16 protein-coding genes and 1 pseudogene are annotated in these 18,462 nt (G+C 62.5%); 3 read left to right on the plus strand and 14 right to left on the minus strand.

From position 1 onward, the window contains the following. Positions 1 to 51 precede the first annotated feature (51 nt). Positions 52 to 777 (minus strand): phosphate signaling complex protein PhoU, encoded by a 726-nt coding sequence (gene phoU / locus X735_RS150950; RefSeq protein WP_023811344.1) that lies wholly within the window; start codon positions 775 to 777, stop codon positions 52 to 54. Between the two features lie 113 nt (positions 778 to 890). Further along, positions 891 to 2,156 (minus strand): ATP-binding protein, encoded by a 1,266-nt coding sequence (locus X735_RS150945; RefSeq protein ID WP_023811345.1) that lies wholly within the window; start codon positions 2,154 to 2,156, stop codon positions 891 to 893. Positions 2,157 to 2,380: 224 nt separating this feature from the next. On the opposite strand from X735_RS150945, the gene ppk2 reads away from it, so the two are divergent. Further along, positions 2,381 to 3,289, plus strand: a complete 909-nt coding sequence (gene ppk2, locus X735_RS150940; RefSeq protein WP_023811346.1) for a polyphosphate kinase 2 — start codon at positions 2,381 to 2,383, stop codon at positions 3,287 to 3,289. Between the two features lie 68 nt (positions 3,290 to 3,357). Here the strand turns inward: ppk2 and X735_RS150935 are convergent, their stop codons facing one another. From X735_RS150935 to X735_RS150925, 3 genes are all read right to left on the minus strand, one after another. Further along, on the minus strand, positions 3,358 to 4,107 hold the full coding sequence (locus tag X735_RS150935; RefSeq protein WP_013533649.1) for an enoyl-CoA hydratase-related protein: 750 nt from the start codon (positions 4,105 to 4,107) through the stop codon (positions 3,358 to 3,360). A gap of 14 nt (positions 4,108 to 4,121) precedes the next feature. Further along, the gene (locus tag X735_RS150930) at positions 4,122 to 4,760 is read right to left on the minus strand and encodes an acyl-homoserine-lactone synthase (protein ID WP_013533650.1); all 639 of its coding nucleotides are present in this window, start codon (positions 4,758 to 4,760) and stop codon (positions 4,122 to 4,124) included. A gap of 96 nt (positions 4,761 to 4,856) precedes the next feature. Further along, positions 4,857 to 5,588 (minus strand): LuxR family transcriptional regulator, encoded by a 732-nt coding sequence (locus X735_RS150925; RefSeq protein ID WP_023811347.1) that lies wholly within the window; start codon positions 5,586 to 5,588, stop codon positions 4,857 to 4,859. A 248-nt stretch (positions 5,589 to 5,836) separates the two neighbouring features. Here X735_RS150925 and X735_RS150920 point away from each other — a divergent pair, with 248 nt between their 5' ends. Next, positions 5,837 to 6,685, plus strand: a complete 849-nt coding sequence (locus tag X735_RS150920; protein WP_023811348.1) for a transporter substrate-binding domain-containing protein — start codon at positions 5,837 to 5,839, stop codon at positions 6,683 to 6,685. Between the two features lie 60 nt (positions 6,686 to 6,745). Here X735_RS150920 and X735_RS01000000165865 read toward each other — a convergent pair. Next, positions 6,746 to 7,191: pseudogene (locus tag X735_RS01000000165865) on the minus strand (tellurite resistance TerB family protein). A 123-nt stretch (positions 7,192 to 7,314) separates the two neighbouring features. On the opposite strand from X735_RS01000000165865, the gene X735_RS150915 reads away from it, so the two are divergent. Continuing rightward, on the plus strand, positions 7,315 to 8,961 hold the full coding sequence (locus tag X735_RS150915) for a lysine--tRNA ligase (RefSeq protein WP_023811349.1): 1,647 nt from the start codon (positions 7,315 to 7,317) through the stop codon (positions 8,959 to 8,961). Here X735_RS150915 and X735_RS150910 read toward each other — a convergent pair. The 8 genes from X735_RS150910 to X735_RS150875 form a co-directional block, all read right to left on the minus strand. Beyond that, positions 8,927 to 9,772 carry a hypothetical protein gene (locus tag X735_RS150910; protein ID WP_031213292.1) on the minus strand — a complete coding sequence of 282 codons (846 nt, stop codon included), beginning with the start codon at positions 9,770 to 9,772 and terminating at the stop codon, positions 8,927 to 8,929. The two genes, X735_RS150915 and X735_RS150910, sit on opposite strands and share 35 nt — an antisense overlap. A gap of 9 nt (positions 9,773 to 9,781) precedes the next feature. Further along, a complete protein-coding gene (locus tag X735_RS150905; RefSeq protein WP_023811351.1) occupies positions 9,782 to 10,450 on the minus strand; it encodes a helix-turn-helix transcriptional regulator in 669 nt (222 codons plus the stop codon). A 115-nt stretch (positions 10,451 to 10,565) separates the two neighbouring features. Then, the gene (locus X735_RS150900) at positions 10,566 to 11,120 is read right to left on the minus strand and encodes a thioesterase family protein (RefSeq protein WP_023811352.1); all 555 of its coding nucleotides are present in this window, start codon (positions 11,118 to 11,120) and stop codon (positions 10,566 to 10,568) included. A 65-nt stretch (positions 11,121 to 11,185) separates the two neighbouring features. Continuing rightward, the gene (locus tag X735_RS150895) at positions 11,186 to 13,405 is read right to left on the minus strand and encodes a 3-hydroxyacyl-CoA dehydrogenase NAD-binding domain-containing protein (protein ID WP_023811353.1); all 2,220 of its coding nucleotides are present in this window, start codon (positions 13,403 to 13,405) and stop codon (positions 11,186 to 11,188) included. 14 nt (positions 13,406 to 13,419) lie between these two features. Further along, a complete protein-coding gene (locus X735_RS150890; protein WP_023811354.1) occupies positions 13,420 to 14,445 on the minus strand; it encodes an acetyl-CoA acetyltransferase in 1,026 nt (341 codons plus the stop codon). Between the two features lie 33 nt (positions 14,446 to 14,478). Further along, positions 14,479 to 15,648, minus strand: a complete 1,170-nt coding sequence (locus tag X735_RS150885) for an acyl-CoA dehydrogenase family protein (RefSeq protein WP_023811355.1) — start codon at positions 15,646 to 15,648, stop codon at positions 14,479 to 14,481. A gap of 121 nt (positions 15,649 to 15,769) precedes the next feature. Further along, positions 15,770 to 17,581, minus strand: coding sequence for an acyl-CoA dehydrogenase (locus tag X735_RS150880; RefSeq protein ID WP_023811356.1), 1,812 nt, complete (start codon positions 17,579 to 17,581; stop codon positions 15,770 to 15,772). 306 nt (positions 17,582 to 17,887) lie between these two features. Beyond that, positions 17,888 to 18,346 (minus strand): MerR family DNA-binding transcriptional regulator, encoded by a 459-nt coding sequence (locus X735_RS150875; RefSeq protein ID WP_013533661.1) that lies wholly within the window; start codon positions 18,344 to 18,346, stop codon positions 17,888 to 17,890. Between the last annotated feature and the right edge of the window lie 116 nt (positions 18,347 to 18,462).

The raw sequence follows: 18,462 nt of genomic DNA on the forward strand, positions 1-18,462 counted from the left end.
GCAAAGCCCGGAAAGCTTAGCGTAAATCGGATTACGGTTCGAGAGGCGCGTTCACTTCAGCGGCTGCGTCCCGGAAAGGCTGATTTTGTCGGTCTTGTCGCCCTTGGGCCGCTCAGCCGGCAACTGATCGCCGGTGACGATGTAGTAGATGGTCTCGGCTATGTTGGTGGCGTGATCACCGATACGCTCGATGTTCTTGGCGCAAAACAGCAGATGCGTGCAGGGCGTGATGTTGCGCGGATCTTCCATCATGTAGGTCAGCAATTCGCGAAACAGCGATGTGTACATGGCGTCGATCTGGTCGTCACGATCGCGCACGAAGCCGATTTTCTCCACCGAGCGAGACGCGTAGACGTCGAGCACTTCCTTGAGCTGGGTCAACGCCAGGTTGGACAGAGCCTCGAGGCCGCGGAACAGGCTGGTTGGCTGGCGTCCGTCGGTGACGGCGACCACCCGCTTGGCAACGTTCTTGGCGAGATCGCCAACCCGTTCGAGGTCGGCGGAGATGCGAATGGTCCCGACGATCTCGCGCAAATCCCCCGCCATCGGCTGACGCTTGGCAATGATGATGATCGCCTTGTCGTCGATTTCGCGCTGGCCCTCGTCCAGTACGGTATCGTCGCGGACGACCTTCTGGGCAAGGCCTGGGTCGGCATTGACGAGAGCGGCGACCGCCTGTTCGACCATGCGCTCGGCATGGCCGCCCATCGCGGCGATGCGCTTCGACAGATATTTCAACTCCTCGTCATAGGCGCTGACGATGTGCACGGACTGCATGGCAAAATGCCTTCCCACGGGATGTTTTGATTTTGAGTCGTTTCCTCGAATCCCCGCTGATACGCTAGCCGGATGACAGAAAAAAGAAACAGTCCCCTTGAATTAGGGCGATATCAGTGCGTCGGCAAATGAACCGAGAATGCCGCGCCGTTGCCGACTTCGGACTTGATCGAAAGCCGGGCGTTGTGGCGCGTCAGTATATGCTTGACGATCGACAGGCCGAGGCCGGTGCCTTTCTGGGTCCGGCTGGTCTCGACGTCGACGCGGTAGAAGCGCTCGGTAATGCGCGGAATGTGCTCCTCGGGAATGCCGGGGCCAAAGTCCCTGATCGTCACGTCGATGCCCGGCTCTGATCCGGCATCGCCATGCGCTATGGATACAACCACGCGCCCACCAGACTGCCCGTATTTGCAGGCGTTTTCCAGGAGGTTCTCGAAAACCTGGAAAAGCTCATCTCGATCGCCAGGCACATGAAGCGGCCCATCGGCGTAGTGCCGCTCGATGGCAACGGCGTTTTCGCTGGCCAGCGGTCCGAGCGAATCGATGACGCTGTCGACTGTCTGCCGCAGGTCCACCTCGGTTCCCGGCTTCAGATAGGGTTTCATCTCGAGCCGCGACAGCGACAACAAATCGTCGATCAGACGCGCCATGCGACCGGTCTGGCTCTGCATGATCTGCAGAAACTGGTCGCGCGCCGCCGCGTCGTTGCGGGCTGGCCCGCGCAGCGTTTCGATAAAGCCGGCGATTGAGGCGAGCGGCGTGCGCAGTTCATGGCTGGCATTGGCGATGAAGTCGGCGCGCATGCGGTCGATCCTGCGTGCTTCGCTCTGGTCCTTGAACACCAGCACATAGAGATCGGTGGCGTGACCGACCGAGGACACGCTCACCCGGTAGGCCCGTTCGACCGGCAGCTTCTCCATGTAGTCGACGACATCCGAGGCAACATCGCCGGATAGCACGCCGTCCAGCAGGGTCTGCATCTCCGGTGCCCGGAATTTCAGCGACAGCGACATGCCTGGCGCGATGCCACCGAAGGCGGCGAAGGCGGCGGCGTTGGCATGCACGATGGTGGCGGTCCGGTCGAAGATGATCAGCGGATCGGCGACGGCGGCGGCCAGATATTCACCCGAGAGCCGCTGCAGGCCGATGGCCTCGATGGCAGCGCCGCTGCCGGTGGATTGGCGCGCGCCGGCGGTCGGCAGTATTGCCGCTGCAAGCAGCAACAGCAGCGCCGCGGGGACGACATAGGCTGAAATCCCGGCCAAGGCATAGACGGCGACGACCGCGGTGACGCCGGCCGCAAGCAGCCAGCGGCTATGCCACAGCCGTGCGGCCATGCTTTGCGTGATGCCTCTCTGCTCTGTGTCCAGGTCAGCCATTCGCTCGTGACCTGCCCCCCAATGTCTTCGCACCCGGTCGCACGGTGGCAGAAAACTTCCACCAGATCGCTTGCCGCATGACCCCGAAAATCGGGAATCGATTTTCGGAAAGGATCATGCGCAAATTAAAAGTGCTACAGCGTCCTTTGCGCATCCAAACGGACGCGCGGCGCTGTAGTGGCTCCCCATAGCATGAGTCCGGAAGCTGGAAAGGGTTCGTCTCGATGAAAAAAGCCAAGGAAAGTCCCGCCGCGCCAACTTCGGGGCCGCTGAAGATCAGGATCGGCGGCAAGGAGAGGGAGTTCGACATCGATAATCCCGTGCTTCCCGACTGGGTCGAGGACAACAAGCTGACCGCCGGCGGCTATCCCTACGACAAGAAGATGAAAAGCGACGAGTATGACGAGATGCTCGAGAAGCTGCAGATCGAGCTGGTCAAGGCGCAGGCCTGGCTGCAGTCGACCGGCAAACGGGTGATGGCGCTGTTCGAGGGCCGCGACGCTGCCGGCAAGGGCGGCACGATCTTCGTGGTGCGCCAGTACCTCAATCCGCGCACGGCACGCAACGTGGCGCTGACCAAGCCGACCCCGACCGAGCTTGGTCAATGGTACTACCAGCGCTATGTCGACCACTTCCCGACTTCAGGCGAATTCGTCACTTTCGACCGGTCCTGGTACAACCGCGCCGGTGTCGAGCCGGTGATGGGTTTCTGCACCCCGCAGCAGCACGAGCAGTTTCTCGACGAGACGCCGCATTTCGAACGGATGATCTCCAACGAGGGCATCCACTTTTTCAAATTCTGGCTGAACATCGGCCGGGAAACGCAGCTCGAGCGCTTCCACGACCGCCGCTACAGCCCGCTGAAGAGCTGGAAGTTTTCCCCCATCGACGTTGCAGGCATCACCAAGTGGGACGACTACACCAAGGTGCGCGACACAATGTTCGAGCGCACCCACAAGGAATTCGCGCCGTGGATCATCGTACGGGCCAATGACAAGCGGCGCGCGCGGCTGGCGATCATGCGGCGCATCCTGTCGTCTCTGCCCTATGAGGGGCGCGATCTCGAAATCATCGGCAAGGAAGACAAGAAGATCATCGGCGAAGGGCCGTCATTCCTCGGCAAGCAGGATTGACGCTTCCGCGCCGCGCGGCCTTGGCCGCGCGGCNGTTCAGACGTGTGCTCTTCCGATCTTGCTTTCGCTCAGGCCGCGAGCCGGGCGATGCGCTGCAATCGCCGCAGCGTGGTGTCGTCCTGCAGCGCCTGCTGGAAAAGCGAAATCTCCTGATCGATGCGGTCGCAGAGGGCCTCGGTGTTCCCCTTCAGCAAGCCGCGCGTCTGCAGCAAGGCGGCGACCGGCTTCTTGACGAGTTGTCTTGCCCGGCCAAGGGCTGCCTCCTCGACGGTGCCCCCCGGCACGATCTCCGCGACCAGGCCGAGCGCCCTGGCATCTTCGGCGCGAAGCGTGTCGCCGAGGCAGAAGAAGCGGAAGGCACCGGCATAGCCGAGCTTCTGCGGTGCCAGGATGCTGGTCGCCGCGTCCGGCACCAGGCCGAAATCGACGAACGGCACCCTGAACGTGCTCTCATCGGACGCGATCACCATATCGCAATGGAACAGGATGGTGCAGCCGACACCGACGGCATCGCCATCGACGCAGGCAAGGATGGGCTTGGGAAACGTCGCCAGCGTGCGGAACAGGTCGGTGACGGCGGCGATCAGTTTCTGGTGCTTGGTGGCGTCGAGGAATTCGGAGAAGTCGCCGCCCAGGCAGAAACAGCCTGCCAGGCCGCGCAGCACGACGACGCGAACCTCCTCATTGTCGGCGGCTTCATGGAAGGTCCTTGCCAGGCTTTCATAGGCCCTCCTGTCCAGCACCGGCCGGCCGTCACTCGACGACACGGTGACCACCAGCGTGTGGTTGCGAAGTTCAGGTTGCGGATGTGTGCTCATGACTGTCTCCGATCTCATGACGCACGCCTTTGCCCGAGCATGTCGGGATATCCCCTGGCCAGCACGGGAGCAAAATGATTGCGGCGCGACCGCACCACATCGAGGGTGTGTTCGTTGAAGGTCAGCAAAGTGGCGACGACCTGCTGGTTGCCATAGGTGCGCTGATAGCCCAGCGGGGTCGCCAGGAAATGCAGTTGCAAGGCGCGCAGCACCCACATCGGCTCGAACTCGATGATCACCTTGTCGACGCCGCGCTTCAGCCCCCACTCGACGAAACCGGCAATCAGTTCGGTGCCGACGGTCGAAACGCCGCGACGGCCGTCACGAAAACCGGGAGCCACCGCGTAGCGGGTCAATTCCCAGATGTTTGGACCCGATGGCGGCGTTCCTTCGGAAAGATCGGTCAAGACCTCGGTCAGCAGATGTGGCCGCGTCGTCGGCAACATCCTCTGATAACCTGCCACTTCACCGCCCCTGATGACGATCTGATGGACCGCCTCGTCGTGATCGAACTGGTCGAGTTCGAGCCCGTCAGGCCGCCTGAGGTCATCCCACCCCATCTCTTCGACGAATATCTTGTAGCGCAACCGATGGACGGCCTCCCAAAGGTCGGGACGTTCCATCAATTCCTGGGTTGTAAGGGAAAAAAGCATTCCGCCGTCTCCTGCGTTCAGAGGAAGATACGGCCGTGCTTTGATGAGAAAATTGCGTGATCGCGTAGGCAAAAATTCCAGGTCGGCACGGCCGACCTAACTAATGTAGCCGCGCCGTATCGCTTCCGCGACGGCCTGCACCCTGTTGACGGCACCTAGTTTGCTTTTGGCGTTAAGAAGATGTTTCTCCGAGGTGTGTTCGGAAATGCCGAGGATTTGCGAAATCTCCCATTCGGACTTGCCGACGGCGGCCCATTGCAGGCATTCGCGCTCCCGCGGCGTCAGCACGATATGATCGATGGTGCTGTTCGCCATGGTGTGGAGTTGCATGGCGCGGCCAACCGCGTAGGTCGAGACCAGCGACACCTGGCCGAATTCGGCGACGGACAATTCCACGGCCTCGCCGCCGAGCGACACCATGACGATCTGGCCGTCGAGCGTGATCAACGGAAAGGCCAATCCATCACGCAGTTTGAAGGCGCCGGCATCGCCCATCACTTCGCCGCTGCTCTTGTCGATGCGGATGCCCTGCGACGCCTCGTGCCACTGGAAGGGCGCCTGCAACTGTTTCATATGGCTGACGACGGGGTCATGATCGACATAGTTGCGCGCGACATAGCGCTCCAGCCACTCTCCCGGCCAATCGCAGAGAAGCACATGCTGCTTTTGCTGGCCGGCCGGCGTGCCTGGCTGCGGTACGGTTCCAGCCATCAGTGCGGTGAGACCGAAATCCGATGTTATGCCCAGCAGCCTTTCACAGACCGCCGCCGCCGTTGCGGCGTGCTGCAGTTGGTCTATGTATTCCAGCGTGCGATCGAACTGACCCATCGCAACATCAACCCCATGTTGCCTCGTGCATTGCGGCCAATGATGCGTGCCTGATTTACACTTCGCCACCGACCACGGATTGCAAATCGCATACTTATTTTGTGGCTTCCCTCACCGAGGCGGCCGGAGCTGATTTGCAAACCGGTTGAATCATATCCTGAAATCGGCGGGTTGAAATCAAAAACCATTGTGCCTGTACCATTTTCGTACCAAAACCGGTGCGAGCACGACTGTGGCGGAGTTTTATCTTGGCGTTCCGGTGGAGATCCTTCGCCTTTGCGATGCTGATCGGATTGCTGTCGTTCGCCGACGGCGCGCGCGCCGCGGCGCCTCAGGTTCCGATGCTGTGGGATGCCAAGGAGCGGCTGCCCAAACCAGACCTTTCGACGCTGCCCCGGCTGAGATTCCTGACCACCACGGACTTCCCGCCCTTCAACTTCCTCGACGGTGCGGGAAAGCTGTCCGGCTTCCATATCGATCTGGCACGCGCCATCTGCGCCGAGCTTGGCATCGTCGAAAAATGCCAGATCCAGGCCCTGCCTTGGGCCGAGCTGGAAGGCGCACTGCGGAAAGACGAAGGCGAGGCGATCATCGCCGGCATCGCCGCAACACCGGAATCGCGCACGACCTACGCCTTCTCGCGCTCCTATCTACAGTTTCCAGCGCGCTTCATCATGCCGAAGAGCAAGGCACTGACCGAGCCCATCTTTGACAAATTGCACGGCAAGCGTGTCGGCGTGATATCAGGCTCGGCGCATGAGCGCATGCTGCGCGACTATTTCAGCACGGTTCAGGTCATCCCTTTCGACAGGCCGGAAGACCTCTATGCCGATCTCAAGGCCGGCAAGGTCGACGCCGCCTTCGGCGACGGCATGCGCCTGGCTTTCTGGCTGGGCGGCTCGGACGCGGCGGGCTGCTGCCGCTTTGCCGGCGGGCCCTATCTGGCGCCCGAATATCTGGGCACTGGCATGGCCATCGCCACCAAAGCGGACAATCCGGCGCTGGCCGCCGCGATCGATTACGCGCTGCAGGAAATTTCGATGAAAGGCACGTTCGCGGAATTTTATCTGCGCTACTTTCCGGTCAGTTTTTTCTGATCCGGTTCCGTCAGCTTTGCCGGCCTGAGCTGCATCTCAACAGCGCCCGGCCAAGGACTTTCAGGTCAGCGTGCGCAGCCGCGCCTTGGCCGCGCGGCCGATGGCAGCAACCGTCAGCGTGTCGAGATCGAGCTGACGACGGATCAGCTGCAGCACCCGCACTTCTTCCATGCGCATTTCGAGGTCGACGGCGGCAACCTCGAAGGCGGCGGCATAGGCGGTATCGCGCAGCCGCTCAGGCAAGACCTCGGCGACTTCAGCCAGCACGCCCTCCAGCCCATGCTTTGCAGGCGCTTCTGGCAGTCCTGGGCGACGCCGACCAGCCTGTCGTGGTTGAAGTCCTCGAACACCGGCCAGGAGCGGACGACCTCGCCGATCCGCGCCAGTTCGACATCGGTCATGTCGCGGTCGGAGGCCGAGGTGATGACCATCAGATAGATCAGGGCTTCATGAGGTGTCGGCAATTTTTTCTCCTCGAACCGGACCTCGAAGTTAGGAACGCCCATTCTGCACCGCAAGGAAAAAGCGCCGCACGCGTTGACGCTCCGGCGCTGCACGCCTAGAGACCGGTTGAAAAACCCTTGCTGCGGCCCGCCTTCGGGCCGGCAAATGATTTGGAAAACTGTGACATGGCGGGATCAAACATCATCGATCTCAACCCCGAGCTACTGGCGGCCGCGACCGAAAGCAAGGCGTGGCCGTTCGAGGAGGCCAAAAAGATCATCGAGCGCTACAAAGGCGCCGACTTCCCGCAAACAGTCCTGTTCGAGACCGGCTACGGGCCGTCCGGCCTGCCGCATATCGGCACGTTCGGCGAGGTGGCGCGCACCTCGATGGTGCGCCATGCCTTCCGCGTCCTGACGCAGGACAAGGTCGCGACCAAGCTGCTGTGCTTTTCCGACGATATGGACGGCATGCGCAAGATACCCGACAGTGTGCCGGACCGCGCCGCGCTCGAGCCGCATCTGCACAAGCCGCTGTCGTCGGTCCCCAACCCCTTCGGCGGCGACTATGCGAGCTTCGCCGACCACAACAACGCGATGCTTTGCCGCTTCCTCGACACGTTCGGCTTCGACTACGAGTTCGCCAGCGCGACGCAATACTACAAAGCCGGCCGTTTCGATGCGATGCTGCTGCGCGCCGCCGAACGCTATGAGCAGATCATGGCGGTGATGCTGCCGACGCTCGGGCCCGAGCGGCAGGCGACCTACAGCCCGTTCCTGCCGATCTCGCCGAAGAGCGGCCGGGTGCTTTACGTGCCGATGAAGCATGTCGACGCCAAGGCCGGCACCATCACCTTCGACGACGAGGGCACCGAGACCACGCTTTCGATCACCGGCGGCCGCGTGAAGCTGCAGTGGAAGCCGGATTTCGGCATGCGCTGGGCAGCGCTTGGCGTCGATTTCGAAATGTTCGGCAAGGACCACCAGACCAATGCGGTGGTCTACGACCGCATCTGCAACATTCTGGGCGGACGGGCGCCGGAGCATTTCGTCTACGAACTGTTCCTCGACGAGAACGGCCAGAAGATCTCGAAGTCGAAAGGTAACGGGCTGACCATCGACGAGTGGCTGACCTATGCGCCGACCGAAAGCCTCGGGCTCTACATGTACCAGCGGCCGCGGCAGGCCAAGAAGCTGTATTTCGACGTCATCCCGCGGGCCGTGGACGAATACTATACGTTCCTCGCCGCCTATCCCCGGCAGGACTGGAAGGAACGGCTGGGCAATCCGGTCTGGCACATGCATGACGGCAACCCGCCCGCGATCGACATGCCGGTGCCGTTCTCGCTGCTGCTCAATCTGGTCAGCGCCTCCAACGCGCAGAACAAGGATGTGCTGTGGGGGTTCATTTCACGTCATACGCAAGGCGTGACGCCAAAGACGCATCCCGAGCTCGACCGGCTGGTCGGCCATGCGATCCGCTATTTCGACGATTTCGTGAAGCCGACGAAAACCTTCCGGCCCGCCGACGAGGTCGAGCGCGAGGCGCTGGCAGCCCTCGACGAAGCGCTTGGCGCGCTGCCGGCGGACGCCAGCGGCGAAGCGATCCAGAACGCCTCGCTCAATGTCGCACGCAGGATCGAGCGCTATCAGGATCATTCCAAGCAGAGCCCGGAAGGCGGCCCCGGCGTATCGGGCGCCTTCTTCCAGATGATCTACCAGGTGCTGATCGGCCAGGAGCGCGGCCCGCGCTTCGGCTCGTTCGCAGCACTCTATGGCGTTGCCGAGACACGTGCGCTCATTGAGCGGGCGCTGGCTGGTCAGCTGGCTTGAGCACGCCGTCGGCCTCTTCCAGGATCGAACTCGGCGCCTGAGGCGCCGGGCTCGGTGCGGCCGGCATCGCCGGCAGGCCGGAAAGGTTCGGCGCCGACCCAAAAATGCCCTTCTTCGCCGTGCGTGCCTTGTCGCCGGCCTCGACATAGGGCCCACCCTTGGCGGCGCGCGCCCAGCCATTTTCGACCAGCCACTGACCGACATCCTGCTTGCCGATCCGGCACTCGGCTGCGATCAGGTCGCGGCCACCCTGCGGCGGCACCGTGCAGACCACCGCGCGGCCGCGCAGGAAGGCGCGGAACGCCGTCCGCGCCCGGACGCCGCACGGCCAGGGCTTGCCGTCCTCGCTGCAGGTCTCGTCCTGCCTGACGATATCGATGCCGGAAACCGCGACCGAGTAACCCTTTGCCTCGATCAGGCCGGCGGCCGGCGCAACCGGCTGGAACAGCTTTGTGCCGTTCCAATCGTCAGGCATTTTCGGCTTGGGTGGCACAGCCAGCGCGAGCTTGCTCAACGGCTCGCGCGGCTCGACCCGTTCAAGCCCGTCGGCGGGCAGTTCCGGCGGCGCGACGATTTCGGGATCGATTGCCCTTGAATGCGGCTTCGGCGGCTGTGGAGCTGCGATGGCTGAGGTGGCCGGCTCCTGCGGCACCGTCCCGGCAGCCTGCTGCGCCATCGTATCGGCGCCCGGATCAAGCTGGTCCACGGCAATGACGCTTTCACTTCCTTTCAACGTGCGACCGCCGGTGACGACCATGGCCGCCATCACAGGGACCATCAGAACCGCCAGCGCATGATGGAGAAGCCGCACCAGCTTGACCTATTGGCTTGCCCAGACAATCCGCGCCACCCACTCGACATCGCGCATGGGAATGTCGCGGTCGGGATGATCGGGATTGAGCGAGACCAGCGCAATCGACTTGAGGCTCTGGCGCTCGAGCACCTTGGCCATCACCTCGCCTGATGTGGTCTTGACAACGACGCGATCGCCCTTGCGGGTGACGGCGCCCGGTTCGACGATGAGGACGTCGCCATTGCGGTAGAGCGGCAGCATGGAATCGCCCTGCACCTGCAGCGCGTAGGAGCTCTCGGTCGATTGCGCCGGCAGTTCGACCAGATCCCAACCCTGCCCGACTGGAAAGCCGGCATCGTCGAAGAAGCCGCCGGCGCCGGCTTGGGCAAAGCCGAGCAACGGCACGGAGCTTCTGCGGGCGACCGAAGCGGCATGGCTGGTCGAAGCACCATTGCTTATCCCGGGCCGGCCTTCGATCAGACCGGTGAATTCGTCGAGTGAGGCGCCCGTTGCCTCGATGATCTTGGCCAGTGATTCGGTCGAGGGCCAGCGCGGCCGGCCATCCGACGACAAACGCTTCGACTTGTTGAAGGCAGTGGAATCGAGCCCCGCACGCTTGGCCAAACCCGAGGCCGAAAGCGAATAGCGCTTGGCAAGAGCATCGATGGCAGCCCAGACTCGGTCGTGCGAGAGCATGCTCGCTCTCCTTCGGTGCAGGAAAAAATACCTTTCCCTTCTAGTCTTGGAATGTCGTTTTGTCCACCGGTCGTGGAGTGGTTGCAAACGTTCCCGTCGATCGCGGAAAGTCCGATTACCGGGATCGATCGACGCCCTTGGCCAAGCTGCGCAGACCCTGGTGCGATGTCATGAAAATCCGCTCCGTTTGCGTCGGTGGCCGCGGGTTCACGGCACGACCAAGTGCCGCAACGACCTCGTCAATCTCAAGGAAGTTGCGAGCCTTGCGATCGTAGACGCCGGCCGTCGTCAGGATCAACGCGGCCGTCTCGCCATTGTCGAGGACGAAGCGGTGCTTGCCGACAACCTGGGTGCCTTCCCAGGTCTCGATCGAGGACACCACTTCGAAGCGGCGCCACAGCCTGATCTCGCGTGCATAGACCGCCTGCAGTCCGCCCATCATCGGCGCCCAGCCATTCTTCCTTGCCAGCGTGATGAGGCCTGCACGAACAAACAGGTCGATGCGGCCGAGATCGGCCAGCATCATGTAGCGCGCATTGTTGAGATGGATGTTGAAATCGATGTCGGTCGGCAGGCAGCGGAAAGCCAGCCGGCCTTCGCCGCCCATCACATAGGGGCCACGGCTGCGTGCCGTGGCCATCATGCGCACCATGCGCGCCCAGACATACATTACAGCGCCGCGCGTCCTCTTGGACGCGCAAAGGACGCTGCAAGACGCTTGATTTTGCTCATGCGTCAGGCTGCCTGCTTCACGTCGCCTTTCGCATAGGGATCGAAGCGCTGGTAGAAGCTCTCGCCCTTCTCGGCCATGTCGAGCAGCAGCTTGGGCGCCTTGAACTCGGCGCCGTATTTCTTCTGCAGGTTCTTGGCGATCTTGACGAACGCCTTGGCGCCGATGCCGTCGATGTAGGACAGCGCACCGCCGGTGTAGGGAGCGAAGCCGAAAGCGAGGATCGAGCCGACATCGGCCTCGCGCGGGTCGGTGACGATGCCTTCTTCCATCACCCGCGCCGCTTCCAGCGCGATGGTGACCAGCAGCCGCTGCTGCAGTTCCCCATAATCGACCTTCTCGGGTGCAAGCTGCGGATAGAGATCCCTAAGGCCCGGCCACAGCTTCTTCTTGGCGGGCTTTGCCGGGTAATCGTAAAAACCCTTGCCGTTCTTGCGGCCGAAGCGGCCGTGATCGTCGACCATGGTGTTGATCAGCGCCATCTGCTTGGGATCGACCGCCTTGTCGCCCAAATCCCTGATGGTCTGCTTCATGATCTTCTGGGCAAGGTCGATGGCGGTCTCGTCGGTCAGCGCCAGGGGGCCGACCGGCATGCCGGCTGCCTTCGCCGCGTTCTCGATCATCGGCGCGGGAACGCCCTCGATCAGCATCTTGTAGGCTTCCGACATGTAGCGCAGCACGCAGCGATTGACGTAGAAGCCGCGCGTGTCGTTGACGACGATCGGCGTCTTCTTGATGGCGCGAACGAAGTCGATCGCGGTGGCCAGCGCCTTGTCGCCGGTCTTCTTGCCCAAAATAATCTCGACCAGCATCATCTTGTCGACCGGCGAGAAGAAATGGATGCCGATGAAATTCTTCGGCCGCGCCGAATTCTTGGCCAGCGACGAGATCGGGATGGTGGAGGTGTTCGACGCGAAGATCGCCGATGGCTTCAGCACGGCTTCCGCCTGTTCGGTGGCGCTCTTCTTCACGCTCGAATCCTCGAAAACGGCCTCGACCACCAGATCGCAGCCGGCAAGGTCGGCATAGTCCGCCGTCGGCGTGATCAGCGACAGCAGTTTGTCCTTGTCCTCCGGCTTGGCGCGGCCCTTCTTAACCTGATCCGAGATCAGGCCGTCGGAATGCGCCTTGCCCTTGGTAGCCGACTCCAGATCACGGTCGAGCAGCACCACCGGGACGCCGGCCTTGGCGGTGACATAGGCGATGCCCGCGCCCATGAAGCCGGCCCCGAGAATGCCGACCTTCTTGAACTTGGTTTCGGGCACGCCGGCCGGGCGGCGGGCGCCCTTGTTCAGTTCCTGCAGCGACACAAACAACGAGCGGATCATCGCCGCCGCTTCCCTGGTCTGCATGATCTCGGTGAAATAGCGCTGCTCGATGCGCAAGGCGGTGTCGAACGGCACCAGCAGGCCTTCATAGACGCATTTGAGGATCGCGGCGGCGGCGGGATAGTTGCCGTAGGTCTCGCGACGCAGGATGGCGATGGCCGGTGGCCACAGATTGGCGCCCGCCACCGAGTAGATCGGGCCGCCGGGCAGCTTGAAACCCTTCTCGTCCCAAGGAGCGACCGGCTTCAGGCCGTTCCTGATCATCGCCTTGGCGGTCTCGACCAATCTGACCGGCTCGGCGATCTCATGGATCAGGCCCATAGACTTGGCCTTCTGCGGCGACAGTGTCTGGCCGGAGGTCAGCATCTGCAGCGCCTGCTGCTGATCGGTCAGCCGCGGCACGCGCTGGGTGCCGCCGGCGCCCGGGAAGATGCCGATCTTCACCTCCGGAAGCGCCATCTTCACCTTGTCGCTGTCGGCGGCGACACGGCCGTGGCAGGCGAGCGACAATTCGAAGGCGCCGCCCATGCAGGTGCCGTTGATCGCCGACACCCACGGCTTTCCGCAAGTTTCCAGCTTGCGAAACAGGCCGGTCATCATGCCGGCATTGTCGAACAGCGCCTTGGTCGCCTTTTCGGCGTCCTTGCCCTTTTCCGCGGCGAAGGTCGTCAGCATCTTCTGCAGCAGGGTGATGTCGGCACCGCCGGAGAAGGTGTCCTTGCCGGAAGTGATCACGGCGCCCTTGATGGCGGCATCACCAGCCACCTTGTCGACAATGGCGTTCAATTCCCGCATCGCCTCTTCGGTGAAAACGTTCATCGAGCGGCCAGGCATGTCCCAGGTGACCAGCGCAATGCCGTCGGCGTCGATGTCGAGGGTGAAATTGGTGTAGCTCATCGTTTCTCTCCCCGTCAGACGCGTTCGATGATGGTTGCGGTTCCCATGCCGGCGCCGATGCACAGCGTCACCAGAGCGGTGTTGAGATCGCGGCGCTCGAGTTCGTCCAGCACCGTGCCGAAGATCATCGCGCCGGTGGCGCCGAGCGGATGACCCATAGCGATAGCACCGCCATTGACGTTGATCTTGTCGTGATCGATGTCGAACGCCTGCATGTAGCGCAGCACCACCGAAGCGAAGGCTTCGTTGAGCTCGAACAGGTCGATGTCCGAGAGCTTCATCTTGGCGCGCTTCAACAGCTTCTCGGTGACGTCGACCGGGCCGGTCAGCATCAGCACCGGCTCGGAGCCGATGTTGGCNGGCATGACGAAGGACGGGTTGAGCGAGGCCAGCGACTGCATGTCGGTGGACGGGCGCATATGTTCGTCATGGTCGAGGATGGTCAGGCCGTTCTGGTCCTTGATCGGGACGACGGAATTCTTGAAGCGGCCATCGGCCCAGGATTTGGCGGCGCGCTTCTGGCTCTCGACCGCATAGGCGTCGACGTCGTCTCTGCTGAAGCCGTATTTGGTGGCGATCAGGTCGGCCGAGATGCCTTGCGGCACGAACCAGCCGGGCAGGCCGACCGAAGGATCCATGAACCAGGCGCCGCCCGAGGCGCCCATGCCGACACGCGACATCGATTCGACGCCGCCGGCAATGACGATCTCATCGGCGCCCTGCGCGATCTTGGCGGCGCCGAAATTGATGGCGTCGAGCCCGGAAGCGCAGAAGCGTGAGATCTGCATGCCGGGCGCCTTGGTGTCGTAGCCGGCCTCGAAGGCGGCGGCGCGCGGAATGACCGAGCCGGCTTCGCCGACCGGATCGACGCAGCCGAAGATGATGTCATCGACATTGCCGGTGTCGAGCCCATTGCGGTCGCGCAGCGCCTCGAGCGTCTTGGCGGCAAGCCGCACCGCCGGCACCTCGTGCAGCGATCCGTCCTTCTTGCCCTTGCCGCGCGGTGTGCGCACAGCGTCATAGACATAAGCTTCAGCCATTTGCTTGCTCCTTGGGTTTGCCGGTCGTTGCCCTCAGAGAGAGCGGCCGATCAGCAATTTCATGATCTCATTGGTGCCGCCGTAGATGCGCTGGACGCGAGCGTCGCGGAACATGCGGGCGATCGGATATTCATTCATGTAGCCATAGCCGCCATGCAGTTGAAGGCATTCGTCGACTACTTTTCCCTGCAGGTCGCTGAGCCAGTACTTGGCCATCGACGCGGTCACAGGATCGAGGCCGCCGGCGATGTGGCGGGTGACGCAATCATTGTAGAAGACGCGGCCGATGGTGGCCTCGGTCTTGAGTTCGGCCAGCTTGAACTGGGTGTTCTGGAAATCGATGATCGCCTTGCCGAACGCCTTGCGCTCCTTGACGTAACGAATAGTCAGCGCCAGCGCCCGCTCGATCATCGCAATGGCGCCGGTGCCGATCTGCAGTCGCTCCTGCGGCAGTTGCTGCATCAGCTGGACGAAGCCCTGCCCTTCCTCGTGGCCGAGCAGGTTGGAGGTCGGCACGCGCATGTCGTTGAAGAACAGCTCCGACGTGTCGTTGGCCTTGAGCCCGATCTTGTCGAGGTTACGGCCGCGCTGAAAACCTTCGACCTCGTCGGTCTCGACGACGATCAGCGAGGTGCCCTTGGCGCCCTTCTCCGGATCGGTCTTGGTGACGACGATGATGAAGTTCGCAAGCTGCCCATTGGTGATGAAGGTCTTGGAACCGTTGATCTTGTACTGGTTGCCATCCTTCTGCGCCCGCGTCTTGACGCCCTGCAGGTCGGAGCCGGCGCCGGGCTCGGTCATGGCGATGGCGCCGATCAGCTCGCCGGTCGCCAGTTTCGGCAGCCATTTCTTTTTCTGCTCCTCGGAGCCGTAGTGGAGGATATAAGGGGCGACGATCGAATTGTGCAGGCCGATGCCGAACCCGTCGACACCGACATGGCCGATGGCCTCGATGATAGCGCTCTCATGCGCGAATGTGCCGCCGGAACCGCCATATTCCTCCGGCATCGAGGCGCAGAGCAGGCCGGCGGAACCTGCCTTCAGCCAGCTTTCGCGATCGACCATCTCGTTCTTCTCGAACTCGTCGTAGCGCGGCGCGATCTCCTCCGACATGAAGCGATGCGCCATGTCGTAGAGCATGCCGACCTCGTCCGCCGCCCAGGCGGGCTTCGGAAGGCCAAGGATTTCAGCTGGGTTGGTCATGCTGGTATGATACTCCTCCCGAGATGCATCATCGAAACTGAAGCCGGCGCACTGCCGCAACGACCCCTCCCGGCCCTTCGGGCCACCCTCCCCTCGAGAGGGAGGGGGACGCAGGTCATCTTTAGAACGCTTCCGCCGGCAGTGCCATCAATGTGTCGGCGCCGCTCGAAATGCGGGCGAGATGCGCCGACGTCTCCGGCATGATCCGCTCCATGAAGAAGCGCCCCGTCACGACCTTGTTGTCGTAGAAAGCCACGTTGTTTTCATAAGAGGATTGCGCGCCATTGGCGTCAGTCTTGCCAAGTGCCACCTTGGCCATCTGCGCCCACATATAGCCCAGAGCAACCAGGCCGAAGAGATGCATGTAGTCGGTCGAGGCCGCACCGGCATTGTCGGGCTTGGCCATGCCGTTCTGCACCAGCCACATGGTCGCCGCCTGCAAATCGTTGAGACCTTTCTTCAGCGCCTTGGTGAATGGCGCCATCTTCTCGTCGGAGCGGTTCTCCTCGCAGAACTCACCGACCTCCTTGAAGAAGGCCTGCACGGCGCGGCCGCCATTCAGGCCGAGCTTGCGGCCGACGAGGTCGAGCGCCTGGATGCCGTTGGCGCCTTCATAGATCATGGCGATGCGGGCATCGCGCACGAACTGGCTCATGCCATGCTCTTCTATGTAGCCGTGACCGCCGAACACCTGCTGCGCCATGACGGCGTGGTCGAACCCTTTGTCCGTGAGCACGCCCTTGACCACCGGTGTCATCAGGCCGGTGTAATCGTCGGCGGCCTGGCGGTCCTTATCGTCGCCGGAGCGGTGGGCAATATCGGACTTGATCGCCGTCCACAGCGCCAGCGCGCGGCCGGCCTCGTTGAAGGCTTTCATGGTCATCAGGCTGCGGCGGATGTCGGGATGGACGATGATCGGGTCGGCCTTCTTGTCCGGCGCCTTCGGCCCCGACAATGAGCGGCCCTGCAAACGGTCCTTGGCGTAGCCGACAGCGTTCTGGTAGGCGATCTCCGACAGCGAAAGCCCTTGCAGGCCCACACCAAGGCGCGCCTCGTTCATCATCGTGAACATCGCCTTCAGGCCGCCATTGGCCTCGCCGAGCAGCGTGCCCTCAGCCTCGTCATAGTTCATGACGCAGGTCGAATTGCCATGGATGCCCATCTTCTCCTCGATCGAGCCGCAGGAGACGGTGTTCCTGGTGCCCGGATTGCCCGACGGGTCGAGCTTGAGCTTCGGCACGATGAACAGCGAGATGCCCTTGACGCCTTCCGGCGCGCCCTCGATGCGGGCCAGAACCAGATGGACGATGTTGTCCGACATGTCGTGTTCGCCGGCCGAGATGAAGATCTTCTGGCCTGAAATTTTATAGGTGCCATCGCCGTTCGGCACCGCCTTGGTGCGCAACAGGCCGAGATCCGTGCCGCAATGCGGCTCGGTCAGGTTCATGGTGCCGGTCCAGGCACCCTCGATCATCCTCGGCAACCATGTCGCCTTCTGCTCGTCGGTGCCGTGGGTGATGATCGCGGCGATCGCACCCTGCGTCAGGCCCGGATACATCATCAAGGACATATTGGCCGAGACCATATATTCGGCGACAGCGGTGTGCACGGCATAGGGCAGGCCCTGGCCGCCGAACTCGACGGGTGCGGCCAATCCCATCCAGCCGCCCTCACGATACTGGTCGAAGGCCTCCTTGAAGCCTTTCGGCGTGGTCACCGAGCCATCGTCGTGACGCACACAGCCTTCCATGTCGCCGACACGGTTCAGCGGATGCATGACGTTTTCGGCGAGCTTGGCGCCTTCGGCGAGGATCGCCTCGAGTACATCGGGCGTGGCATCGGCAAATCCGGGAAGGTTCGAATAACGCTGGTAACCCAGAACCTCGTTGAGCACGAACAGCGTATCCTGTACCGGAGCCCTGTATGTCGGCATGCTTTTTCTCCACCCTGCAAACCCGGTCCGAATACCCCGAAGACAAGCCAGGGCGGCATGCGGACCCATATTGGGAGTGGGATAGCAAAAATTGACGTTTGCGTAAACGTCAATTTTTTCGATGCGACAAGATTCCCCGCCCACTGGAGCAATGAGCGTAGCGGCGCGACGTTGCGCAAGCCAGCGCCGAAAGGCCATAAGAGTGGGCCAGGACAACGAAAGCCGCGTGGCAGGCCACGCGGCTCGACAGAACTCGGACAATCAGCGGACGACTTGGTGTCTGGCGCAACTCCTGACGGAATTGCTTTAGCTGGCGGCGCTCGCCTGCGGCGCCGAACGCTCGCTCAGCATCTGGCGCACCGCCGACATCGAGCCGCTCAGCTCGTTGATGGCGTCGTCGATCAGCGCCCTTTGCTTCTGCAGGCGGGCAAGCTGCTTTTCCGACTTGTCCAGCGCGAGCTTGAGCTGCTTGGTGTTTGAACCGGTCGGATCGTAGAGATCCATCATCTGCTTGACGTCACGCAGCGAGAACCCGACCTTGCGGCCAAGCAGGATCAGCTTGAGGCGGGCCTTGTCGCGGCGCGTGTAGAGACGGGTCGACCCGTCACGCTGCGGGTTGAGCAGGCCTTTGTCTTCGTAGAAACGCAGCGTGCGCAGCGTCACTCCATATTTCTTCGCCATCTCGCCGATGCGGACGAGGTCCTCGCCGGCTTCGGCAGACATATTGGTATTGGCCGCGGTCTCGCCGGCCGAGATAAGCTTCATGGTCACTGGCTTCCCCGTCTGGTGGCGTCGCGGTCCCGGACCGTGCGTCGCCTGACTGGAAGCGGGGGCCTGCTTCCAGTCGTGGTTTCAACAAACAAATCGCAAACATGCGCTCA

This window comes from Mesorhizobium sp. L2C084A000, from assembly GCF_000502875.1.
GTDB lineage: Bacteria > Pseudomonadota > Alphaproteobacteria > Rhizobiales > Rhizobiaceae > Mesorhizobium.

Bases quoted from the DNA above. Each gene is read 5' to 3' on its own strand.
- X735_RS150930 (WP_013533650.1), bottom strand. From the start codon at position 4,760: ATGCTTTTTTCCCTTACAACCCAGGAATTGATGGAACGTCCCGACCTT.
- phoU (WP_023811344.1), bottom strand. From the start codon at position 777: ATGCAGTCCGTGCACATCGTCAGCGCCTATGACGAGGAGTTGAAATAT.
- X735_RS150895 (WP_023811353.1), bottom strand. From the start codon at position 13,405: ATGAGCTACACCAATTTCACCCTCGACATCGACGCCGACGGCATTGCG.
- X735_RS150945 (WP_023811345.1), bottom strand. From the start codon at position 2,156: ATGGCTGACCTGGACACAGAGCAGAGAGGCATCACGCAAAGCATGGCC.
- ppk2 (WP_023811346.1), top strand. From the start codon at position 2,381: ATGAAAAAAGCCAAGGAAAGTCCCGCCGCGCCAACTTCGGGGCCGCTG.
- X735_RS150875 (WP_013533661.1), bottom strand. From the start codon at position 18,346: ATGAAGCTTATCTCGGCCGGCGAGACCGCGGCCAATACCAATATGTCT.
- X735_RS150880 (WP_023811356.1), bottom strand. From the start codon at position 17,581: ATGCCGACATACAGGGCTCCGGTACAGGATACGCTGTTCGTGCTCAAC.
- X735_RS150935 (WP_013533649.1), bottom strand. From the start codon at position 4,107: ATGAGCACACATCCGCAACCTGAACTTCGCAACCACACGCTGGTGGTC.
- X735_RS150900 (WP_023811352.1), bottom strand. From the start codon at position 11,120: ATGTATGTCTGGGCGCGCATGGTGCGCATGATGGCCACGGCACGCAGC.
- X735_RS150905 (WP_023811351.1), bottom strand. From the start codon at position 10,450: ATGCTCTCGCACGACCGAGTCTGGGCTGCCATCGATGCTCTTGCCAAG.
- X735_RS150925 (WP_023811347.1), bottom strand. From the start codon at position 5,588: ATGGGTCAGTTCGATCGCACGCTGGAATACATAGACCAACTGCAGCAC.
- X735_RS150915 (WP_023811349.1), top strand. From the start codon at position 7,315: ATGGCGGGATCAAACATCATCGATCTCAACCCCGAGCTACTGGCGGCC.
- X735_RS150885 (WP_023811355.1), bottom strand. From the start codon at position 15,648: ATGACCAACCCAGCTGAAATCCTTGGCCTTCCGAAGCCCGCCTGGGCG.